Here is a 19,125-nt window from a genome sequence, read left to right as displayed (position 1 = left end):
GTAATAGGTCAATGTCGTAAGAGGTCTGACCTGTTGCTTATATTCGTTGTAGTTTATCTGATTATTTTTATCAATTCGTTTACATCATAATTACAACTCACTTCACAAACCGAACGACAGTCGTGCGTTTTCTGACGCGCGTCAGCGATCCTCTCGATCCCGTGATTACGCGCTTCTCGCTGTTAGTACGATCCGCTACACTGCATGGCAGAAGATGATACTGTCACCAGACAAAATGAGAGGATTCCATGTATCAGGATTTAATCCGTAGTGAACTGAAAGAAGCGGCAGAAACACTGAATAATTTCTTGAGTGATGATGCAAACATTCAGTCGATCCAAAACGCTGCGGTGCTGTTGGCTAACGCTTTTAAAGCGGGTGGTAAAGTGATTTCCTGTGGTAACGGTGGTTCACACTGTGATGCCATGCACTTTGCTGAAGAGCTGACGGGGCGCTATCGCGAGAACCGTCCTGGCTATCCGGCCATTGCGATTTCCGATCCAAGCCACCTGTCCTGTGTCAGCAACGATTTTGGCTATGACTTTGTCTTCTCGCGCTATGTCGAGTCACTGGGGCGTGAAGGCGATGTGCTGCTGGGGATTTCCACTTCGGGCAACTCCGGCAACATTATTAAAGCGATTGCCGCAGCAAAAGCGAAAGGCATGAAGGTCATTACGCTGACCGGGAAAGACGGCGGTAAAATGGCAGGTTCGGCCGACGTGGAAATCCGTGTTCCGCACTTCGGCTATGCTGACCGTATTCAGGAAATCCATATTAAAGCGATTCACATCCTGATTCAGCTGATTGAAAAAGAGATGGCGGATCAGTAAGCCACGTTAACATGCTCTAAAAAGGCGAGAAGGGAAGGGTAGAAAGTCAGATGTGTGAACTGCTGGGGATGAGCGCGAATGTACCGACGGATATCTGCTTTAGCTTTACCGGGCTGATACAACGCGGTGGGAATACCGGGCCGCATCGGGATGGCTGGGGGATTACCTTTTATGAAGGGAACGGCTGTCGTACGTTTAAAGATCCGCTGCCAAGCTATAACTCGCCGATTGCCCGGCTGGTGCAGGATTACCCAATCAAATCATGTGCGGTGGTTTCACACATTCGGCAGGCGAATCGCGGTGCGGTGTCGCTGGAAAATACCCATCCTTTTACCCGTGAGCTGTGGGGGCGGAACTGGACGTACGCCCATAACGGGCAACTGAAAGGGTACAACACCCTGAAAACGGGGATGTTTCGCCCCGTAGGCCAAACGGACAGCGAATTTGCTTTCTGCTGGCTGCTCTCCCAATTGTCTGAACGCTACCCGCGCACGCCGGGCAACTGGCCAGCGGTATTCCGCTATATCGCCAAACAGGCGGATGTCCTGCGGGAGAAAGGCGTGTTTAACATGCTGTTGTCGGACGGGCGCTTCGTGATGGGGTACTGCTCAACCAAACTCTACTGGATCACCCGTCGCGCGCCGTTTGGTAAAGCGACGCTGTTGGATCAGGATGTGGAGATTGATTTCCAGCAGCAGACGACACCCAATGATGTCGTCACCGTGCTGGCGACGCAGCCGCTAACGGGCAACGAAACCTGGCATCAGATCATGCCAGGTGAATTCGTTCTATTTTGTTTCGGCGAGCGCGTACTTTAAGGTCGGCTGAGTGGTCATCAGCGGTGGGTTAACGACGTATTGCCCGTTAAATACCGTGACGGCCGGTGGCTGATTGTGCTGATTAAAATAGGCGTACCCCGGCTGAAGCTGTTTCCAGAAGCTGGCGTAGGTGGAATTACGGTGGCGCTGCATGTTCTGTTCCGTCATGCGGAACGGGTAGATGGCGATATCAATCTTCGCCTGTCCATTGCGTAACGCCGCTTCGGCATAGCGATAAATCTCATCCATGTAGGTGTTGGTCATGGCATAGCAGCCAACCGACACACATTCGCCGTGGATCATCAAATAGCGGCCAGAATATCCCTGTGATTTATCATAGTCGTTGGGGAAACCGATATTGATCGCGCGGTAATATTGGCTGTCTGGTTTTAACTGACGCAGATCGACCTGATAGAAACCTTCCGGACTTTTTAAATCGCCTTCAACGCGTTTTGGCCCTAACCCGCCCGAATATTTACAGATGGGGTATTGGTCCAATAAACGGTATTCGTTACCGACTTTCGCATAGAGTTCGAATATTCGCTCTTCTTTAAAGATCTGAATATAGATCGGAGAGCCTAATAATTGCTGTTTTAATTCTTTTGCTATCGGCGCTAGCGGCGGTGCGGTCTCGCTGGCTGCGCTGGTAACAACAAGAGAAGGCAAAAAAAACAACATCGCAAACGACAGCGCGATTTTTTGCATTATGGTTCCTGATAATAAAATTGCCTGCTACACGCGGCATCCGCGTCGCGCTACTGGTGTGTTAGCGAAAGCGTTAGGACAGCCGTTATCGGTATATATTTCGCCGGCGAATAGATAACGACGAAAACGAAATCACATTATCATTGGTTTCATATTAATCAAGCGTTGAAAAGCGCTAAAAAATAACATTTACAAAAAACAGCCCGAATGGATTGGGCTGCTCAATGTGAGGTTGTTAATGGCAGGGGAAAGCGGGTCAGGCGCGGGTGGCTTCTATCATCATTATGTCGGTGACAAAGGAACCGTCTGCCTGTACGTCAAAATGCTGCACTACCTCGTGCGCCAGCGTTTTTTGCAGCTCGCGAATCGCGACAGAGAAATGTTCTGGCGTACGCATACGTGCGATCCAACTGCTGAACTCCAGCATCAGCCTGTCACTGGTGACGTTACGCACGATAAAGCCTGCTTCCGTAAACAGACTCAGCCACTCGCCCGGTGCGTAATTACGCACGTGTGAAGTGTCGCGCAGCTTCTCTACCGTCTGCAAATAGCTGTCCAGCAGCGGATGGCCGGGAGACACGACATCCATCATGATCACGCGCCCGCCCGGTTTCAGGACACGCCGCATTTCACGTAACGCCTGTCCGACATCATGCCAGTGATGCGCGGAGTAACGGCTGATGATGATGTCTGCGCTGCTATCCTCGAACGGTAAAGACTCGGCTACGCCTTGCTGAACGTTAATGTTGTACAGTCCTTTGTCTGCGGCAGCCTGACTCACCACGTCCAGCATTTGGGAAGACAGGTCGTAGGCAACAACCTCTGCAACGGCCTGTGCGGCAACGAAGCTGGCGTGTCCGGCACCGCAGCCGAGGTCGATCACCCGCGCCTGCGGGAAGGGCGCTAATAACGCGGCCAGTTGGGTTAAATCTTTGCCCTGTGCATGCACCGCACTGGTCAGGTAGTTCTGCGCCTGTGAGCCGAACTGGTGTTCGACGCGATGATTATGGTTCTGTTTTTCTTCCATCATTGCTCTCGCTTTATCTGAATTGCTTTCGTTTCATCATGGTTAAACGGCGGCGCGCCAGCCACTAAAGAAGACGTCGGTCTGAGAACACTATCCTTGGTCTAAGAACACTGTCTTTGGCTTAAGAACACTATAGTGAGGGAAAAATACGGGTACAATATGAGCATTTATACGGGTATAAAATACTCCCTGTTTGATTAACATCGCTTTCACTCATGCTGTTGCCGTCTCGAGCTTGCCTTGACGAGCAGGATGAAAAGGACACCTGGTTATGTCTGCAAATTCATTTATGTCTGCCAGTTCTCTGAGCGGCCCAAAGGCACTGGGAGCTTTCTTACGGGCGCTGCGTGAGCGAACCTCGCCGGAAATGGTCGGCCTGCCAGCATCCGGGCGGCGGCGCACCAGCGGATTACGCCGCGAAGAGTTGGCGCAAATCGCCCGCATCAGCACCACCTGGTATACCTGGCTTGAGCAGGGGCGCGATGTGTCCGCTTCAGCCTCGGCGCTGACTCGCTTGTCGCTGGCTTTAAAGCTGGAACCCGCAGAGCATGACTATCTTTTTAGTCTGGCTGGCGTGAAGGATCCTCAGAAGCAGAGTAGGGCAACGTCGCTGGATACGCAGATTGCCGCCAGCCTGCACCATATTACCTGTCCTGCGTATCTTCTGGATGGCTGCTGGAACATGCTGGCGTGGAATGCGCCGTCGGAACAGCTGTTTGCCGGATGGCTGGGAAGCGATCCTGAACCGAATCTGCTGCGCTTTATGTTTCTCAATCCGCTGGCACACTCACTGGTGGTCGATTGGCCGGAACGCGCCAAACGGGTGGTGGCGGAGTTTCGGGCGGAATCCAGCCATTACGCGTCTGCCGAGGCCGTGCGGCAAGTCGTGATGGCGCTGTGTGAAGAAAGCCGTGAGTTCAACCTCTGGTGGTCGCAGCAGGCGGTAACCGCCCGTGAAGGTGGCGAGCGACGTTTCCACCATCCTTCGCTTGGCGATATTGCCTATCATCAACAGACTTTCCACCCTGCCGTGCAGAGCGAATTTAAGCTGGTGATGCTGATCGTGCAGTAAACGCGGGCAGTATCGCGCTGCTTGTCTATACTGACTTTGATCTGTATATTTATACAGTGTTGTCAGAGGGCCAGTATGCGCAAAATCATTCATGTTGATATGGACTGCTTCTACGCAGCAATTGAGATGCGTGATAACCCGCGCCTGCGCGATATTCCTCTGGCGATAGGGGGGAGCGCCGATCGTCGTGGCGTCATCAGCACCGCTAACTACCCTGCCCGACGCTACGGCGTCCGCAGCGCGATGGCGACGGCAACCGCTTTGCGCCTGTGTCCACACCTCACCTTGTTGTCGGGGCGCATGGAGGTGTATAAGTCCACCTCGCGCCAAATCCGCGAGATTTTCTCTCGCTACACGTCGCTGATCGAACCGCTTTCTCTGGATGAAGCTTATCTGGATGTCACCGATAGCCCGCACTGCAACGGCTCGGCGACGCGCATCGCCGAAGACATCCGTCGAACCATCGCGGATGAACTGGATCTGACCGCCTCGGCGGGGATTGCACCGATCAAGTTTCTGGCGAAGATCGCGTCTGAGTTAAATAAGCCGAATGGACAATATGTGATTACACCCGAGCAGGTGGATGATTTCCTGTTGGCGCTGCCGCTGGAGAAAATCCCCGGCGTCGGGAAAGTGACGGCGAAACGGCTGGAAGAACGCGGCCTGCATACCTGTGCGGATGTGCGGGGGTATGCGCTGGCGGATCTACTTAAAGAATTCGGCAAGTTTGGTCGCGTCCTGTGGGAGCGATGTCAGGGGATCGATGAGCGACGGATTTCACCGGATCGGCTGAGGAAGTCGGTCGGCGTGGAAAAGACGCTGGCGCAGGATATTCACGACTGGGAACAGTGTGAAAACCTGATCGAACAGCTTTATGAGGAACTGGAAGTTCGCCTGAAACGGGTGAAGCCCGATCTGCATATTGCGCGTCAGGGCGTCAAACTCAAGTTTGATGATTTTCAGCAAACGACGCAGGAACATGTGTGGCCGATGTTGAATAAACAGGATCTGCTGAAGCTGGCGCAACAAACCTGGCAGGAGCGGCGTAAATCCAGAGGCGTTCGGTTGGTTGGGCTACATGTGACGCTGCTCGACCCGCAAATTGAGCGACAGCTGGTGTTTGATTGGGGATAAGGCTGTTTAGTTGAGGATAAAAAAGGGGCGACGTCTATGCGCCGCCCTGATTTTTACTCGTGTACGTTTTATTCGTGGGCGATTAAGCGCGGGGCGGAATCGCTTTCAGCAGCGCTGTCAGCAATTTCCAGTACAAATCGACGCTGCCGATATGCACTTGTTCATCCGGCGAGTGCGGCCCGGTGATGGTCGGCCCGATGGAAACCATATCCATGTCCGGGTAAGGTTTCTTGAACAGACCGCATTCCAGACCGGCGTGAATCACCATGATGTTTGGCGTCTTGTTGAACAGCTTCTGGTAGGTTTCGCGCACCAGCGCCATGACCGGCGAATGCGCATCCGGCTGCCAGCCTGGGTAGCCGCCTTTCGGTGACGTTTTCGCGCCAGCCAATTGGCCCAGCGACGTCAGCGTACCGACGACGGCATCTTTACCGCTGTCGATCAGCGAACGAATCAGGCAGATAATTTCCGCGTGGTCGTCTTCCATCGTCACAACGCCCAGGTTCAGTGACGTTTCCACCACGCCTTTGACTTCGTCGCTCATGCGGATCACGCCGTTTGGCGTGGCATTGAGCAGCGCCAGCAGACGATCGCGGCTGTCCTGCGTTAGCGGGTGCTCATTGCTGTCGCTGGCTTCCACCAGTACGGTCAGGTTTTTCTCAACGGCGGACAGTTCATTTTTCAGCACGGCCAGATACTCCTGGCTCAGCGCTTTTAACGACTCGACGTTCGCCGCTGGCAGTGACAGCGTGGCGAAGGCTTCACGTGGAATCGCGTTACGCAATGTCCCGCCGTTCAGATCGAGAATGCGGATATCCAGCGCTTTCGCCTGCTCGGACAGGAAACGTGCCAGCAGTTTGTTGGCGTTGCCCAGCCCCAGATGGATGTCGCCGCCGGAGTGGCCGCCTTTCAGCCCTTTAATCGTCAGCTTCAGCGTGTGATAGCCAGCCGGCGGTACTTCGCGCGTCAGCGGCAGACGGGTAATGAAATCAATACCGCCTGCGCAACCCATGTAGATCTCGCCTTCTTCTTCCGAATCGGTATTGATCAGGATTTCACCCTGAAGCCAATTTGGTTGCAGGCCAAATGCGCCATCCATACCGGCTTCTTCCGTCATGGTCAGCAGCACTTCCAGCGGACCGTGCTCAACACTTGGATCGGCCAGTACCGCCAGCGCAGATGCCATACCAATGCCGTTATCCGCGCCCAGCGTGGTGCCGCGCGCTTTCAGCCATTCGCCGTCAACATAAGGCTGGATCGGATCGGTGGTGAAATCGTGTACGGTGTCGTTGTTTTTCTGCGGCACCATGTCCAGATGCGCCTGCAATACGACAGGTTTGCGATTTTCCATGCCTGTGGTTGCCGCTTTGCGCAGCAGAATATTGCCGACCTGATCGCGCTCGGCATGTATGCCTTTCTCTTTAGCCCATTCCAGAATGTGTGCGGCCAACGCTTCTTCATGATAAGACGGGTGCGGAATGGAACAGATCTTGGCGAAAATATCCCACAGCGGCTGGGGGGAAAGTTGAGACAATTCAGACACTATTTCAGTCTCCTTGTTAGCGGCCAGCCTTCGTGTTCTGGCGGGCAGGGCTATAGGTTAAAAGTTAATCGCGGTTAGCCACATAACATGGCGTGTCACAACAGAATATCATTTTCCATCAAAGCAGGGGAATTGCCGTCGGCCCTGCCTTATTTTTCCTGCTGCAATATGAACCAACGGGCTCGGCAGGGTGCAGGTTGACGGGAAAAACTCGGCTCTCACGTTGAGAAAAACTGGTTTTTATGTTGTTGGCTATCTATAATCTCGCGCAACCTTTTTCCCCCCTCAGACTCAAATTAAGCCGACTTTTATTCGGCTGGGATATATTTTATGAGCGAAAAGTACGTCGTAACCTGGGATATGTTGCAAATTCATGCCCGCAAACTGGCACAGCGTTTACTGCCTGCCGATCAATGGAAAGGCATCATTGCCGTTAGCCGTGGTGGTCTGGTGCCAAGTGCACTGCTGGCGCGTGAGCTGGGCATTCGTCACGTTGATACCGTTTGCATCTCCAGTTATGACCACGACAACCAGCGCGAAATGAAAGTGCTGAAGCGTGCCGAGGGAGATGGCGAAGGGTTTATCGTGATTGACGATCTGGTTGACACGGGCGGTACGGCGAAAGCGATTCGTGATATGTACCCGAAAGCGCACTTTGTGACCATTTTCGCCAAACCAGCTGGTAAGCCTCTGGTTGACGACTACGTGATCGATATCCCGCAGGACACCTGGATTGAACAGCCGTGGGACATGGGCGTGGTATTTGTTCCGCCGTTGTCTGGCCGTTAATCGCTAGAGCGAATATCGATTTCCACCAATGCCCGGTTTAGCCGGGCATTGTTGTTTTTGAACCTCATCATTTTTGCCGTAGGCTTTGATCCGATCGTGTGTTTCTGCCGTTGGTGTTTGTCTTCTCTGGCCTGAGTTCGTTACACTTTAGCGGGTGACGAAGAAGTCGTCTGATGTCCGCTAACAGCGGTTTACATTAATGGAGGCTGCTGTGGCGCAAGCTAACCTGTCTGAAACGCTATTCAAACCATCCTTTAAACATCCAGAAACCTCGACGTTGGTCAGACGTACGCGGAATAGTCAGGATGTGCAGGGGCTGCATTCTACGCTGGAAGGGGAGAAGACCCGCAGCTGGTATCGGATGATTAACCGGCTGATGTGGATTTGGCGTGGCGTCGACCCGTGGGAAATTGAAGATGTGCTGTCACGCATCGCAGCCAGCAAGGCTGACAGAAGCAACGAGCAGCTGCTTGATACGGTGATCGGCTACCGGGGCGGTAACTGGATTTATGAATGGGCGAAGCAGGGCGCAGACTGGCAGCAGCGAGCAACAGAAAGCGGTGATGACGCACAAACCGGGCAGTTCTGGTTGAATGCTGCCAACCTCTACAGCATTGCTGCCTATCCGCATATTAAAGGCGATGAGCTGGCGGAGCAGGCGCAAACGCTGGCAAATCGCGCCTATGAAGAGGCCGCCAAATACCTGCCTTATGAACTCAAAGAACTGACCTTCCCGATTACGGGTGGCGGCACGCTGACCGGTTTTCTGCATATGCCATCGCAGGCGAAAGCGCCTTTCCCTACCGTTCTGATGTGCGGCAGCCTGGAAATGTTGCAGAGCGATTATCATCGCCTGTTTCAGGACTATTTTGCGCCAGCTGGCATGGCGATGCTGACGATTGATGTTCCTTCCGTTGGATTTTCTTCCCGCTGGAAGCTGACTCAGGATTCCAGTTTCCTGCATCAGCAGGTCTTGCGCGCGCTGCCGGATGTCCCGTGGGTCGATCACTCCCGCGTTGTCGCGTTTGGCTTCCGTTTTGGCGCCAACATTGCCGTTCGGCTGGCGTATCTGGAATCGCAGCGCTTACGCGGTGTGGCCTGTCTCGGTCCTTTGGTGCATCATCTGTTAAGCGATCCGAATCGCCAGCAGCAGGTGCCGGATATGTTTATGGATGTGCTGGCGAGTCGCTTGGGCATGCCGTTCTCGACGGATACCTCGTTGAAAACCGAGCTGGGGCGCTATTCGCTGAAAACGCAGGGGCTGCTAGGACGCCGCTGCCCGACGCCGATGCTGGCAGGCTACTGGGATAACGATCCGCTCTGCCCGAAAGAAGAAGCCAGCCTGATTGTGAATTCATCCGCACAAGGGAAACTGCTGCCGGTTAATTTCTCGCCGGTGTACCAGAATTTCCACCGCGCACTACAGCAAATCAGCGGTTGGTTGCAGGATAAAGTGTGTTAAGCATGATCAATGGCAGGCGTAGAACCTGCCAATTTTTTACCCGTTTGGGGATCGTTGAAGGATGCAATGATGTGGGGAATATTATCTCGTCAGCAGCAAAGTCTGCATGACATCTGCTGTTCAGAACTACCGCTGGAAAAGAAAAAACGACAAATCGACCGCTTTCTGGCGCAGGGTGGCAGCATCAATGAAAGGCAGCGCCATACTGCTAATATACTCGGTTTGCTAACGGTCAATACGGACGCGCCGGATACGGAGTTGGTTCGTTACCTGCTGGATAAAGGGGCTTTTATTGAACAGCCTGGAGGATTCAGCGCATTGCATAATGCGATCGAGTTTTTCCATCTGGAACTGGCCGAGCTCTACCTTCAGTACGGCGCTGATGTGCACTACCTCAATTTCTTCAGCAACTCATGGCTGAACTACCTGTACTGCCCACAAGATCGACATACCTACACCGACGACCAGCGTAAGCAAATGCTCGATCTATTGTTACGCTACGGCTTGGATCTCAATCGTGAAACCATTTTCTGGACATCACTGGAAACCAGCTTTCCGATCGAGATCGTGATGTGTGAGAAGGATGTGAGCCTGCTGGAGCACATCTTTCAGCTTGATATCCCGATTCATTTCGCCGAAACCGGCATTTTTGAACGCCTCTTTAACTATAAAAGCGAGTGGCTGCCACTCCCGCTCTTTCAGCAGATCGTGAAACGGGCTGGGGGATCGGCTTATCGTGAGCCCGGTGTGATTCTTTCCGAAGACAAGAAGATCCGTACCGATGGATCGCTATTGGAAATGGCCATTTTTTACGCCGCGGACGAACGACTCTGTGAATACTTGCTTGATACCTATCCTGATATCCGCTGCGATTTAAGCAACTACAGTTTTGTTCTGGATGCCTTGCTTAACCGCTATTCGACCGCGCTGGTGGAGCGGATTATTCAAAAAACGGCAGATATTGACCGACCTTATTCCCTGTTCATTTCTTCTGGCCGGAAAAAACAGAGCGGGTGGGAGGCCGATGCGTACCCTGACGTCGGTAGCTCGGCCATGATGCAATTTGTGGACAACCGTCTGATAAAGGCGCTGAGCGAGCCTGACTATTACGCCTATTTTTACGATGCCATGAGCCTGTTGCTGCAATACGGTGCGTCGCCTCTGGTTGATAAAATGAGCGGGGGGCGTAGCTATGAAATGCGGAACTGGTCATTGCTTTACCTCGTTTGCGTTGAAATGGTGTCGGCGAATAACTTTCGCCCCGATCTGCTGGATTTACTGGTGGCACACGGTGCGAATTTCAACGTGAAGAAAAGTGCGGTCAGCGAACCGCTCTGCATTACGCTGCTTCAGCGTGGCTACAATTCGACACATGAAGATGTACTGCTTCAGGTGATGAACTACCTGTACGAACACGGTATGGATTTGCAGGCGACCAATGCTTACCTGATCAACACGGCAGCCGCTGCGGGAATAGGCTCTCGACCACAGGTTTTACAGTGGCTTATTGCGCACGGTGTGGATATTCACACGCTGAGCGGATTCGACAATTCCCCCGTTCTGCATAAAACCATCAGCCTGTATAGCGATGAAGCGCTGACGCCGGAGCGACGTGCTGAAACCGTCGCGGTGCTGCTGGATAACGGCGCGAATATTGATGAGTTCTCGATTGATGAGCAGTTCACGCCGCTAATGTGCGCGGCTTACTATGGTGAAGCGAAGTGTGCCGAGGTGCTGCTGGTGCGAGGAGCCAACCCGCATGCCCGCAGTGCTAACGGCATGACACCCCTGCGCTGTGCGCTACACCGCGCCGATGCGGCGGCGGCGCGAATTGTGACCCTGCTTCATCAGTATGGCGTGACGATCGCGCGGGTGGACGAAGCGGGTAACGATCTGCTGGTTCGCTGTATTCGCAATAAACACGAAGCGGTGTTCAAAGCGCTACTGGAGATACTGTCTCCCAGTCTGGATGACATGCATCGGCTGCTGGACTGGCTGGCGCAGGGCAACCGCTACTGCTATTTCTCCGATCAGCTACGCCAACAGATTGCGCGACTCAGCGCAGGCGAGTCGTCGTCTTCCCATCATCCGTTGCCGCTATAAGGACGTCGTATATGTTTGATTCATCTTCCAAAACGGATACGTTAGAGGCGATTTGCTTCTCTGATGTCCCCACCAGCAAGAAGCGGAAACTGATCGAGCGCTATCTGTTGGCTAAAGGCGACATCAACGTGCTGAGCGGCGGGCAAACGGTTTTGCATCAATTGAGTCAGGATCGCGACACGGAAATCGATCTTGTCCGCCATCTGCTGGAAAAAGGGGCGAGTATCGAAACGCCTGAGGGCGAAAGTGCGCTCTTCGCGGCGATCACGTCTTACTCTCCTGAGATTGCGACATTACTTTTACAGCACGGGGCCCGGCTGGATTTTCATGATAATCAGGGGCGCAGTTGGCTACACTGCTTTTTTGATCTGCCCGAAAGCCCGGTCTATACCCATGCTCAGCGCAGTACGATGCTGGAGCTGTTGCTGGCAAACGGGTTGGATATCAATCAGCCCGTCCTGTTTCACCCCGAGGCGGAGAAACGCCATCCCGTCGATATTCTGCTGGAAAAGCAGGATCGCTTTTTGTTAATGCGGCTGTTCCACGCGGATAGCCCGGTACGCCTGACGGGGACGTCGATACTGGAAACGGTATTTCGGCATGCCGGGTCATGGATGACGCTGGAAGTATTTCAGCCGATCGTTGCACAGGCCGAGCGAGAAGGCATGCTGGAATCGGGCTTTACGCTGTCATTTAATCAAACCCTGAAAAATCAGGAACAGAAAACCTCGGTGACCTGGCTGGAATTGGCGCTGCATTGCGGCCTGCCTGCGCCGTGCTGTGCGTTCTTGCTGGACAGATTCCCGGATATGCGCTGCGATGTGCCTGCACACAGCGTCCTGCTGGATGCGCTGGAAAGGTCGTTTCCTCCTGCGCTGATACGGCGTATTGCGGAACGGACTGCCGATCTCGATCGCCGTTATCCGCTGCGTTTTGAACAGCACGAACCTGACGATGATGAGGATGACGCAGAGTACGAACGCGATGCTGAGCGCGGAAATGATGTCAATCAGGGTACGGTGCTGGCGCAATATCTTGTGCTGCGAGCCAAAGCTGCGGTAACGGATAGCCGCGTCCAGCGCGTGTTTTCTTCCTCTCTCGAACACCTACTGGAATCAGGTGCTTCTCCCAATATTGGCTATACGATGTGGGAGGAGGAGGACGATACGCCGACAACGTGGCCAGCGCTTTATACGCTCTGTGAGGCGATGATTGCCACCGGACAATATCATGCTGACCTGCTCGATCTGCTGCTCGCGCACGGTGCTGATTTCAATCAACAGCATGTGCTGCAAGAAAGCGGTGCGCTGCCGCTGGGGATGGCGCTGTTGCTGTATTTACAGCCCGGCCCGCATGAAAGCGTGCTGCTTGATATTTTCCGGCATCTGCATTCCTGTGGGATGAACCTGCATAGCACGGCACCAGACGGGATGAACATGGTTTATGCCGCTGCGGCAGGGTGTCGTCCGCTGGTGCTGAACTGGTTGATTCAGCAAGGCGTTGGTCTCAATGCGGAAACGGCGAGCACCCTTGCGCCGCCGCTGCATCGAGTGATTGATAATACGAGTGTGACGCCCGAACGGCGTAAAGCAACGCTTGAGGTTCTGTTGCAACAGGGGATAGAGAAGGACGTCGCGTGGGGTGAGCCCGCGATGACGCCGCTGATGCTGGCAGCGAAACAGGGCGCACAGCATTGCCTTGAGGTGTTGCTGCACTATGGCGCCAATCCGAATGCGCGTATCGCAGGCGGAATGACCCCCGCGCTGTGTGCGATAACGAGTCGCCGTTCTGTTGATTTCCCGCCGCGCCCGGAATCGGTATCCGCCCGCATGCTGGCGATACTACATGCCTACGGTGCGGATCTCCGCCAAAGCAATGATGATGGAGTAACGCCGCTGTCACTCAGCGTGCAGGACGAGCGGAAAGAGATCTTCGAAGCGCTGCTCAGGCTGACGCCATTTACAGAAGCACAGCTGCGAAGTGCGCTGGACGGCAAGCATCCGGTTCACGCTTATTTTGCTGAACGTCTGCAAACGCTGCTGGCATTGCCTGCGCTACATACTGAAACAGGGCTTTCACGCTTTGCCGTGCAGCGTCAACCGACCGCATAGGAGCACGTCGGTGTAAAAGCTGAAAAGCCGGGCGTTGGGCAGTAACCTGACGCCAGGTGGTTGATAAATTGCCATTCTCTGCTAAAAAGAAGGTTCAACCAGAGGAGATCGTAAATGATGTTACCGAGTGGACACCCCAAAAGCCGACTCATGAAAAATTTTACGTCGTTGGGGCCTTATATCCGTGAAGCGCAGTGCGAGGATACCGCGTTCTTCTTTGATTGCCTGGCGGTTTGCGTCAACATCAAGCCTGCGCCAGAAAATCGTGAGTTCTGGGGCTGGTGGCTGAATCTGGAAGATACTGGCCAGGCTTTTGCCTATGATTATCACTACGGTCTGTTTGATAAGCAGGGCAACTGGCGTGAGGAAAAAATCAAGGATAAAGCCGTGATGGAACAGGTGGAAAATGCCAAACAGGCTTTCCATGTCCGACTGGAGAAACTGCTGCGCTCGCTGGAACCCGCCTGTACCCTCGTCGCCCGACCGTGATGCTTCCCTGACGATCCCCGATTTATTCGCAGGTTTTCGCGTTGTGCCTGTTGGCATAACGCGTCTGTCCTGCTACAACGTTTTCCTTATTCTTATTTTTTGACATCCAACGGCAGAGAAATTATGAGCGGCAGCCAGACTTTGGTTGTGAAACTGGGCACCAGCGTGCTAACCGGCGGTTCGCGCCGTCTTAACCGCGCCCACATTGTTGAACTGGTGCGCCAGTGCGCGCAGCAACATGCGGCAGGGCATCGGATTGTTATTGTCACCTCAGGGGCGATTGCCGCCGGGCGTGAACATTTGGGTTACCCCGAACTCCCGGCCACGATTGCGACCAAACAACTGCTGGCCGCCGTGGGTCAAAGCCGCTTGATTCAACTGTGGGAACAGCTTTTTTCCATCTACGGTATCCACGTCGGGCAGATGCTGCTGACGCGTGCGGATATGGAAGATCGTGAGCGTTTCCTCAACGCGCGCGACACCATGCGGGCGCTGCTGGATAACAATATTGTTCCGGTGATTAATGAAAACGACGCCGTTGCCACCGCCGAAATCAAGGTGGGTGACAACGACAACCTGTCTGCGCTGGCGGCGATTCTGGCCGATGCGGATAAGCTGCTGCTGCTGACCGATCAGGCCGGGCTGTTTACCGCCGATCCGCGCAATAATCCTGATGCGGAGCTGATCCGTGAAGTCACTGGCATCAACGATGCGCTGCGCAGCATTGCCGGTGATAGCGTGTCAGGTCTCGGAACGGGCGGTATGTCGACCAAATTACAGGCTGCCGATGTGGCCTGTCGTGCTGGTATCGATGTGGTGATTGCCGCAGGCAGCAAGCCGGGCGTAATTGGCGATGTGATTGCGGATATCTCCGTCGGAACGCGTTTTCATGCGCTCGATGCGCCGCTGGAAAGCCGTAAACACTGGATTTTCGGCGCACCGCCGGCGGGGGAAATCACCGTCGACGACGGCGCGCTCTCGGCGATCCTCGAGCGTGGCAGTTCGCTGCTGCCTAAAGGTATCCGCACCGTAGAAGGGAATTTCTCCCGTGGTGAAGTGATCCGCGTGCGTAGTCTGGCGGGGCGCGATGTGGCGCATGCCGTGACGCGCTATAACAGCGATGCGCTGCGTATGATTGCCGGACACCACTCTCAACAGATTGCCGATATTCTTGGCTACGAATATGGTCCGGTGGCTATCCACCGCGACGATATGATTATCAATTAAGGAGTTCGCGATGCTTGAACAAATGGGTAAAGCGGCAAAAGCGGCCTCTTATCAGCTAGCAGTCTTGAGCACGGCTCAGAAAGATCGCGCGCTGCTGACGATTGCGGATTTGCTGGAGGCCGAGAGCGCGACGATTCTCGCGGCTAACGCGCTGGATTTAACCGATGCGCGCCAAAATGGCATGAGTGAGGCATTGCAGGATCGTCTGCTTCTGACGCAGGAACGACTGAGTGCGATCGCCAGCGATGTGCGCCAGGTCTGTCGCCTGACCGATCCGGTAGGGCAGGTGATGGACGGCAGCATGCTGGATAACGGCCTGAAGCTGGAACGTCGCCGCGTGCCGCTGGGCGTGGTCGGTGTGATTTATGAAGCGCGCCCGAACGTCACTATCGATGTGGCGTCACTGTGCCTGAAAACCGGTAACGCTGTGATTCTGCGCGGTGGCAAAGAGACGTACCGCACCAACGCGGCGACGGTAAAAGTGATTCAGCAGGCGCTGTCGCAGTGCGGCCTGCCAGCCGCTGCGGTGCAGGCGATTGAAAGCCCGGATCGTGAACTGGTTAATCAACTGCTGAAGCTGGATCGCTACGTGGATATGCTGATTCCGCGCGGTGGTGCTGGCCTGCATAAGCTGTGCCGTGAACAATCGACGATTCCGGTCATTACCGGGGGGATCGGCGTTTGTCACATCTATGCTGACGACAGCATCGATTTCGACAAGGCGCTGACCGTCATTGAAAGCGCCAAGGTGCAGCGCCCTAGCGCCTGTAATAGCCTGGAAACGCTGCTGGTCAATCAACGTATTGCCGATCGCTTCCTGCCAGCTCTGAGCAAGAAAATGGCGGCGGCAGGCGTTACGCTCCATGCCAGTCCTTCCGCGATGCCTTACCTGAAAGGTGGCCCGGCAAGCGTCGTTGCCGTGGAAGAAGCCAACTATAATGACGAATGGCTCTCTAACGACCTGAACGTTACGCTGGTGGACTCCCTGGATGCGGCAGTTGCCCATATTCGCGAACATGGTACGCAGCACTCTGATGCGATTCTGACGCGCTCCTTGAGCAATGCAGAACGTTTCGTACGTGAAGTGGATTCCTCCGCGGTGTATGTCAACGCCAGTACGCGCTTCACCGACGGCGGCCAGTTTGGTTTGGGGGCAGAAGTGGCGGTCAGCACCCAGAAACTGCATGCGCGTGGCCCAATGGGGTTGGAAGCGCTGACCACCTATAAGTGGATTGGTTATGGCGACGATTTGATTCGCGCCTAATCGATTAATGGCTGCGTATATCAAATTGGTATGCGCAGCGTTATTTTCACGCCATTTTTTACTTCAGCCTTTTTTTCTAAATAAGACATCTCATTTCAGCTGTAATTTTTTGCTGTGTTATATGTAGTTAACTTAAAATGTAATACAGCAATAAAAATGCAATAAAATAACCGCATAAAATAAATATCCTCCAATAGTAACAAACTATGCTTTGTGTGATATTTCACAAATACATAACCTGTCTTGCTATCGGAGGATAAAAGGTAATAATTATTTATCCTCTATTACAATAACGCGTTATTTCATATTAACGCTGATGCTTCTCTGCGGCATTGTGGATGGAGTCGGCGGTTTCACGAGCATTCTTTTCCGCACGGCTGTTAAAACTATCCGCTTTAGATTTGACGTCGGCCCAGCCTTTTTCGGCGTCTTTTCTGGCTTCGGATTCTCTGGATTTCACATCAGCTTTGACTTTGTCTGCCCGTTCTTTGGCTTCTGGTTCCCTTGATTTGAGATCCGCTTTGAAATCATTCGCTTTTTCCCGCGCCTGGGCTTCATGCTCATGCGCCTTGGTTCGCGCTTCTGACGCTTTTTCTCTTGCTTCAGCGCGATCGTGGCTGAGAGCGGATTCTGCGGATGCCCGGGCAGAATCCAGATCATTTGCTGCCGCCATGCCAATGTAACTGGTTCCCAGTATTAAGCCTAAAAACAATGGTTTCATATTCATGGTCTATTTCCTCTTACAGCGCTCTATGACTACGCTAACAATAACCTTGTCGTCGACAACATATTATTGAAAGCTTCACGTTAAGACCGCCTCCTTGTCGTCTTGGTCATTTAAGTAGAGCAAAATAGAAAATAAAAAGAATAGGGAATTATCCTAAACCGTACAGGTGGGTTTTGTTATGTATTACATTTATATCGGAAAGGTAAAAAGATATTTTTATTGTAAATATCACCCTTTATAAAACAGGAATATTTATCTGCAAATAAAATGGTGTTTTCACATGATTAGGTACTCTCTCTTTCTGGTACTTCACCCGAAGAAAAGGGGGACTATAGGAAACATACTCTGCATGTGCGTCCGTTAAGCCGAAAAGCTATAGCCTATAGCGTTATTAGTACGGAAAATTATCAGAAATGCCTTATCAACGTAAGGGTGATGATAAAATCGGCAGACGATCGCCAAACGCTTGACTTGACGTACCATTATCACTAATTTGTCACCCCGTAGTTCACGTCTGGCTCTCGCCACGACGATCCCAAAGCCGATATAGCTCAGTTGGTAGAGCAGCGCATTCGTAATGCGAAGGTCGTAGGTTCGACTCCTATTATCGGCACCATCCTACCTATTTTAACGTCCCCCTAAGCCTACTCAAACACCCTTTAAACCTTTATAATACGCGGTTTCACGGCCCTTATTGTCTCTGCTCGTCTACTCTCTCCTGAGCTACGCGAACAGCTAGATGAAGTCGTAGCAAAAGAAGGGGTCAGCCTCGGCAACTGATTCAAAGAACTTGCCCGTCAGGAATTGAGAAAGCAGGGGATTGAGCCGAAGGGGTAAGGTTTAGCTGGTTAGTAGGACAAACAATCAAGGGAATGGATGATGGATAAAAGAGCACTACTCTTAAAATCAGGGCTTACAGTCAGGGAGCTACTTCGCCTGAAAAATAATTATGTCTATGTAAAAAGTGATGATTTCAAATTTAACACTCCAACGAAGAAAGCTGAGTCCTTTGCAGACTATGTTTTTATCGTTACTCGTTTATGCTGGGAAGCAATGTATCTTCCGGTCTTCATGAGCTTATTTTTTTCAATTTACGCTTACTATGATAGTGGCAATGTGATTGCCTTTGTCAAAACTTTTTTTATTATTTATTCGATATCGATTTTTTGCGTATTAAAAGTTGAGGCTAATCATTATAATATACATATGATTACGGTTTTAAAATTAATTAAATTTAAATTGATGATTTTTTTTGCTAACTGATTTTATTTTAACGTTATTCAGCGGCGATATTGGTTAATCAGGAATGACTTGTATTATGAGCGAGGGAGCGTGTAATGAATAAAAGAGTGTTAATCTTAAAATCAGGATTGAGTGTCAGGGAATTACTTCGCCTGAAAAATAACTATGTAGATACAAAAAACAGGGCTTATGGAAAAAATATAAAAATAAAAGACATTGAATCTTTTTCTGATTATATTTATTTCATCGCATATCTGTGCTGGAATAAAATGCTGATGCTTTTTCTTATGTCTCTAGGGTTTGCTATTTATGGATACTATGAGTATGGTGTTGTAATAAAAAGTATAAAAATATTTTTATTAATTTATGGGATTTCGGTTATTAGTTTTATGAAAGCTAAAAGTGAAAACTATAAAATCACAATGATTATGATGATTAAATTAATCCCTCTGCGGGTTTTAAATTCATTTAATTGTTTAGTCAGATTTTAAATGATATATAATTTTTATACTTATGGAAGTTAGCAATGACAACTGTCATTGCTACAGGGTAATGATGGGATAACGTATTTAAACTAAAAAA

16 protein-coding genes, 1 tRNA gene and 1 pseudogene are annotated in these 19,125 nt (G+C 52.0%); 14 read left to right on the top strand and 4 right to left on the bottom strand.

Annotation, left to right across the window (positions count from 1 at the left end):
- The first annotated feature begins 248 nt into the window (after nt 1-248).
- Both lpcA and R9X49_RS21660 read left to right on the top strand, forming a co-directional pair.
- The gene (gene lpcA / locus R9X49_RS21665) at nt 249-830 is read left to right on the top strand and encodes a D-sedoheptulose 7-phosphate isomerase (protein WP_005975726.1); all 582 of its coding nucleotides are present in this window, start codon (nt 249-251) and stop codon (nt 828-830) included.
- Between the two features lie 50 nt (nt 831-880).
- Nucleotides 881-1,648, top strand: coding sequence for a class II glutamine amidotransferase (locus R9X49_RS21660; protein ID WP_319850328.1), 768 nt, complete (start codon nt 881-883; stop codon nt 1,646-1,648).
- Here R9X49_RS21660 and dpaA read toward each other — a convergent pair.
- Together dpaA and R9X49_RS21650 are read right to left on the bottom strand one after the other, a co-directional pair.
- Entirely contained in the window at nt 1,619-2,353 is a 735-nt protein-coding gene (dpaA, locus tag R9X49_RS21655) for a peptidoglycan meso-diaminopimelic acid protein amidase (protein ID WP_319850327.1), read from the bottom strand. The genes R9X49_RS21660 and dpaA overlap by 30 nt on opposite strands.
- 256 nt (nt 2,354-2,609) lie before the next feature.
- A pseudogene (locus tag R9X49_RS21650) lies at nt 2,610-3,392 on the bottom strand (class I SAM-dependent methyltransferase); the annotation flags it as partial.
- Between the two features lie 259 nt (nt 3,393-3,651).
- Here R9X49_RS21650 and R9X49_RS21645 point away from each other — a divergent pair.
- Nucleotides 3,652-4,452 carry a helix-turn-helix transcriptional regulator gene (locus tag R9X49_RS21645; protein WP_319850326.1) on the top strand — a complete coding sequence of 267 codons (801 nt, stop codon included), beginning with the start codon at nt 3,652-3,654 and terminating at the stop codon, nt 4,450-4,452.
- A 75-nt stretch (nt 4,453-4,527) separates the two neighbouring features.
- Entirely contained in the window at nt 4,528-5,586 is a 1,059-nt protein-coding gene (gene dinB, locus R9X49_RS21640; protein ID WP_319850325.1) for a DNA polymerase IV, read from the top strand.
- A gap of 82 nt (nt 5,587-5,668) precedes the next feature.
- Here the strand turns inward: dinB and pepD are convergent, their stop codons facing one another.
- Entirely contained in the window at nt 5,669-7,129 is a 1,461-nt protein-coding gene (gene pepD / locus R9X49_RS21635; protein ID WP_319850324.1) for a beta-Ala-His dipeptidase, read from the bottom strand.
- 330 nt (nt 7,130-7,459) lie between these two features.
- On the opposite strand from pepD, the gene gpt reads away from it, so the two are divergent.
- From gpt to proA, 7 genes are all read left to right on the top strand, one after another.
- A complete protein-coding gene (gene gpt, locus R9X49_RS21630; RefSeq protein ID WP_010282559.1) occupies nt 7,460-7,918 on the top strand; it encodes a xanthine phosphoribosyltransferase in 459 nt (152 codons plus the stop codon).
- Nucleotides 7,919-8,129: 211 nt separating this feature from the next.
- Entirely contained in the window at nt 8,130-9,380 is a 1,251-nt protein-coding gene (gene frsA, locus R9X49_RS21625) for an esterase FrsA (RefSeq protein ID WP_319850323.1), read from the top strand.
- A gap of 9 nt (nt 9,381-9,389) precedes the next feature.
- Nucleotides 9,390-11,483, top strand: a complete 2,094-nt coding sequence (locus R9X49_RS21620; RefSeq protein WP_319850322.1) for an ankyrin repeat domain-containing protein — start codon at nt 9,390-9,392, stop codon at nt 11,481-11,483.
- A gap of 11 nt (nt 11,484-11,494) precedes the next feature.
- On the top strand, nt 11,495-13,594 hold the full coding sequence (locus tag R9X49_RS21615; protein ID WP_319850321.1) for an ankyrin repeat domain-containing protein: 2,100 nt from the start codon (nt 11,495-11,497) through the stop codon (nt 13,592-13,594).
- Nucleotides 13,595-13,708: 114 nt separating this feature from the next.
- Entirely contained in the window at nt 13,709-14,083 is a 375-nt protein-coding gene (gene crl / locus R9X49_RS21610) for a sigma factor-binding protein Crl (protein WP_319850320.1), read from the top strand.
- Nucleotides 14,084-14,206: 123 nt separating this feature from the next.
- Nucleotides 14,207-15,310 (top strand): glutamate 5-kinase, encoded by a 1,104-nt coding sequence (proB, locus tag R9X49_RS21605; RefSeq protein WP_005975751.1) that lies wholly within the window; start codon nt 14,207-14,209, stop codon nt 15,308-15,310.
- Nucleotides 15,311-15,320: 10 nt separating this feature from the next.
- A complete protein-coding gene (gene proA, locus R9X49_RS21600; protein ID WP_319850319.1) occupies nt 15,321-16,574 on the top strand; it encodes a glutamate-5-semialdehyde dehydrogenase in 1,254 nt (417 codons plus the stop codon).
- A 307-nt stretch (nt 16,575-16,881) separates the two neighbouring features.
- Here proA and R9X49_RS21595 read toward each other — a convergent pair whose 3' ends face one another.
- On the bottom strand, nt 16,882-17,301 hold the full coding sequence (locus R9X49_RS21595; protein ID WP_319850318.1) for a hypothetical protein: 420 nt from the start codon (nt 17,299-17,301) through the stop codon (nt 16,882-16,884).
- A gap of 540 nt (nt 17,302-17,841) precedes the next feature.
- On the opposite strand from R9X49_RS21595, the gene R9X49_RS21590 reads away from it, so the two are divergent.
- The 3 genes from R9X49_RS21590 (at nt 17,842) to R9X49_RS21575 (ending at nt 19,034) form a co-directional block, all read left to right on the top strand.
- A tRNA-Thr gene (locus tag R9X49_RS21590) sits at nt 17,842-17,917 on the top strand.
- Between the two features lie 260 nt (nt 17,918-18,177).
- Nucleotides 18,178-18,564: a hypothetical protein gene (locus R9X49_RS21580; protein ID WP_319850317.1), complete on the top strand. Its 387-nt coding sequence runs from the start codon at nt 18,178-18,180 to the stop codon at nt 18,562-18,564.
- 74 nt (nt 18,565-18,638) lie between these two features.
- On the top strand, nt 18,639-19,034 hold the full coding sequence (locus R9X49_RS21575; protein ID WP_319850315.1) for a hypothetical protein: 396 nt from the start codon (nt 18,639-18,641) through the stop codon (nt 19,032-19,034).
- Nucleotides 19,035-19,125 lie beyond the last annotated feature (91 nt).

The sequence above is a fragment of the Pectobacterium carotovorum genome (assembly GCF_033898505.1).
Lineage (GTDB): Bacteria > Pseudomonadota > Gammaproteobacteria > Enterobacterales > Enterobacteriaceae > Pectobacterium > Pectobacterium carotovorum_J.
Note: the sequence above shows the minus strand (reverse complement) of the source record. Positions and strands in the feature narration are given on the sequence as shown.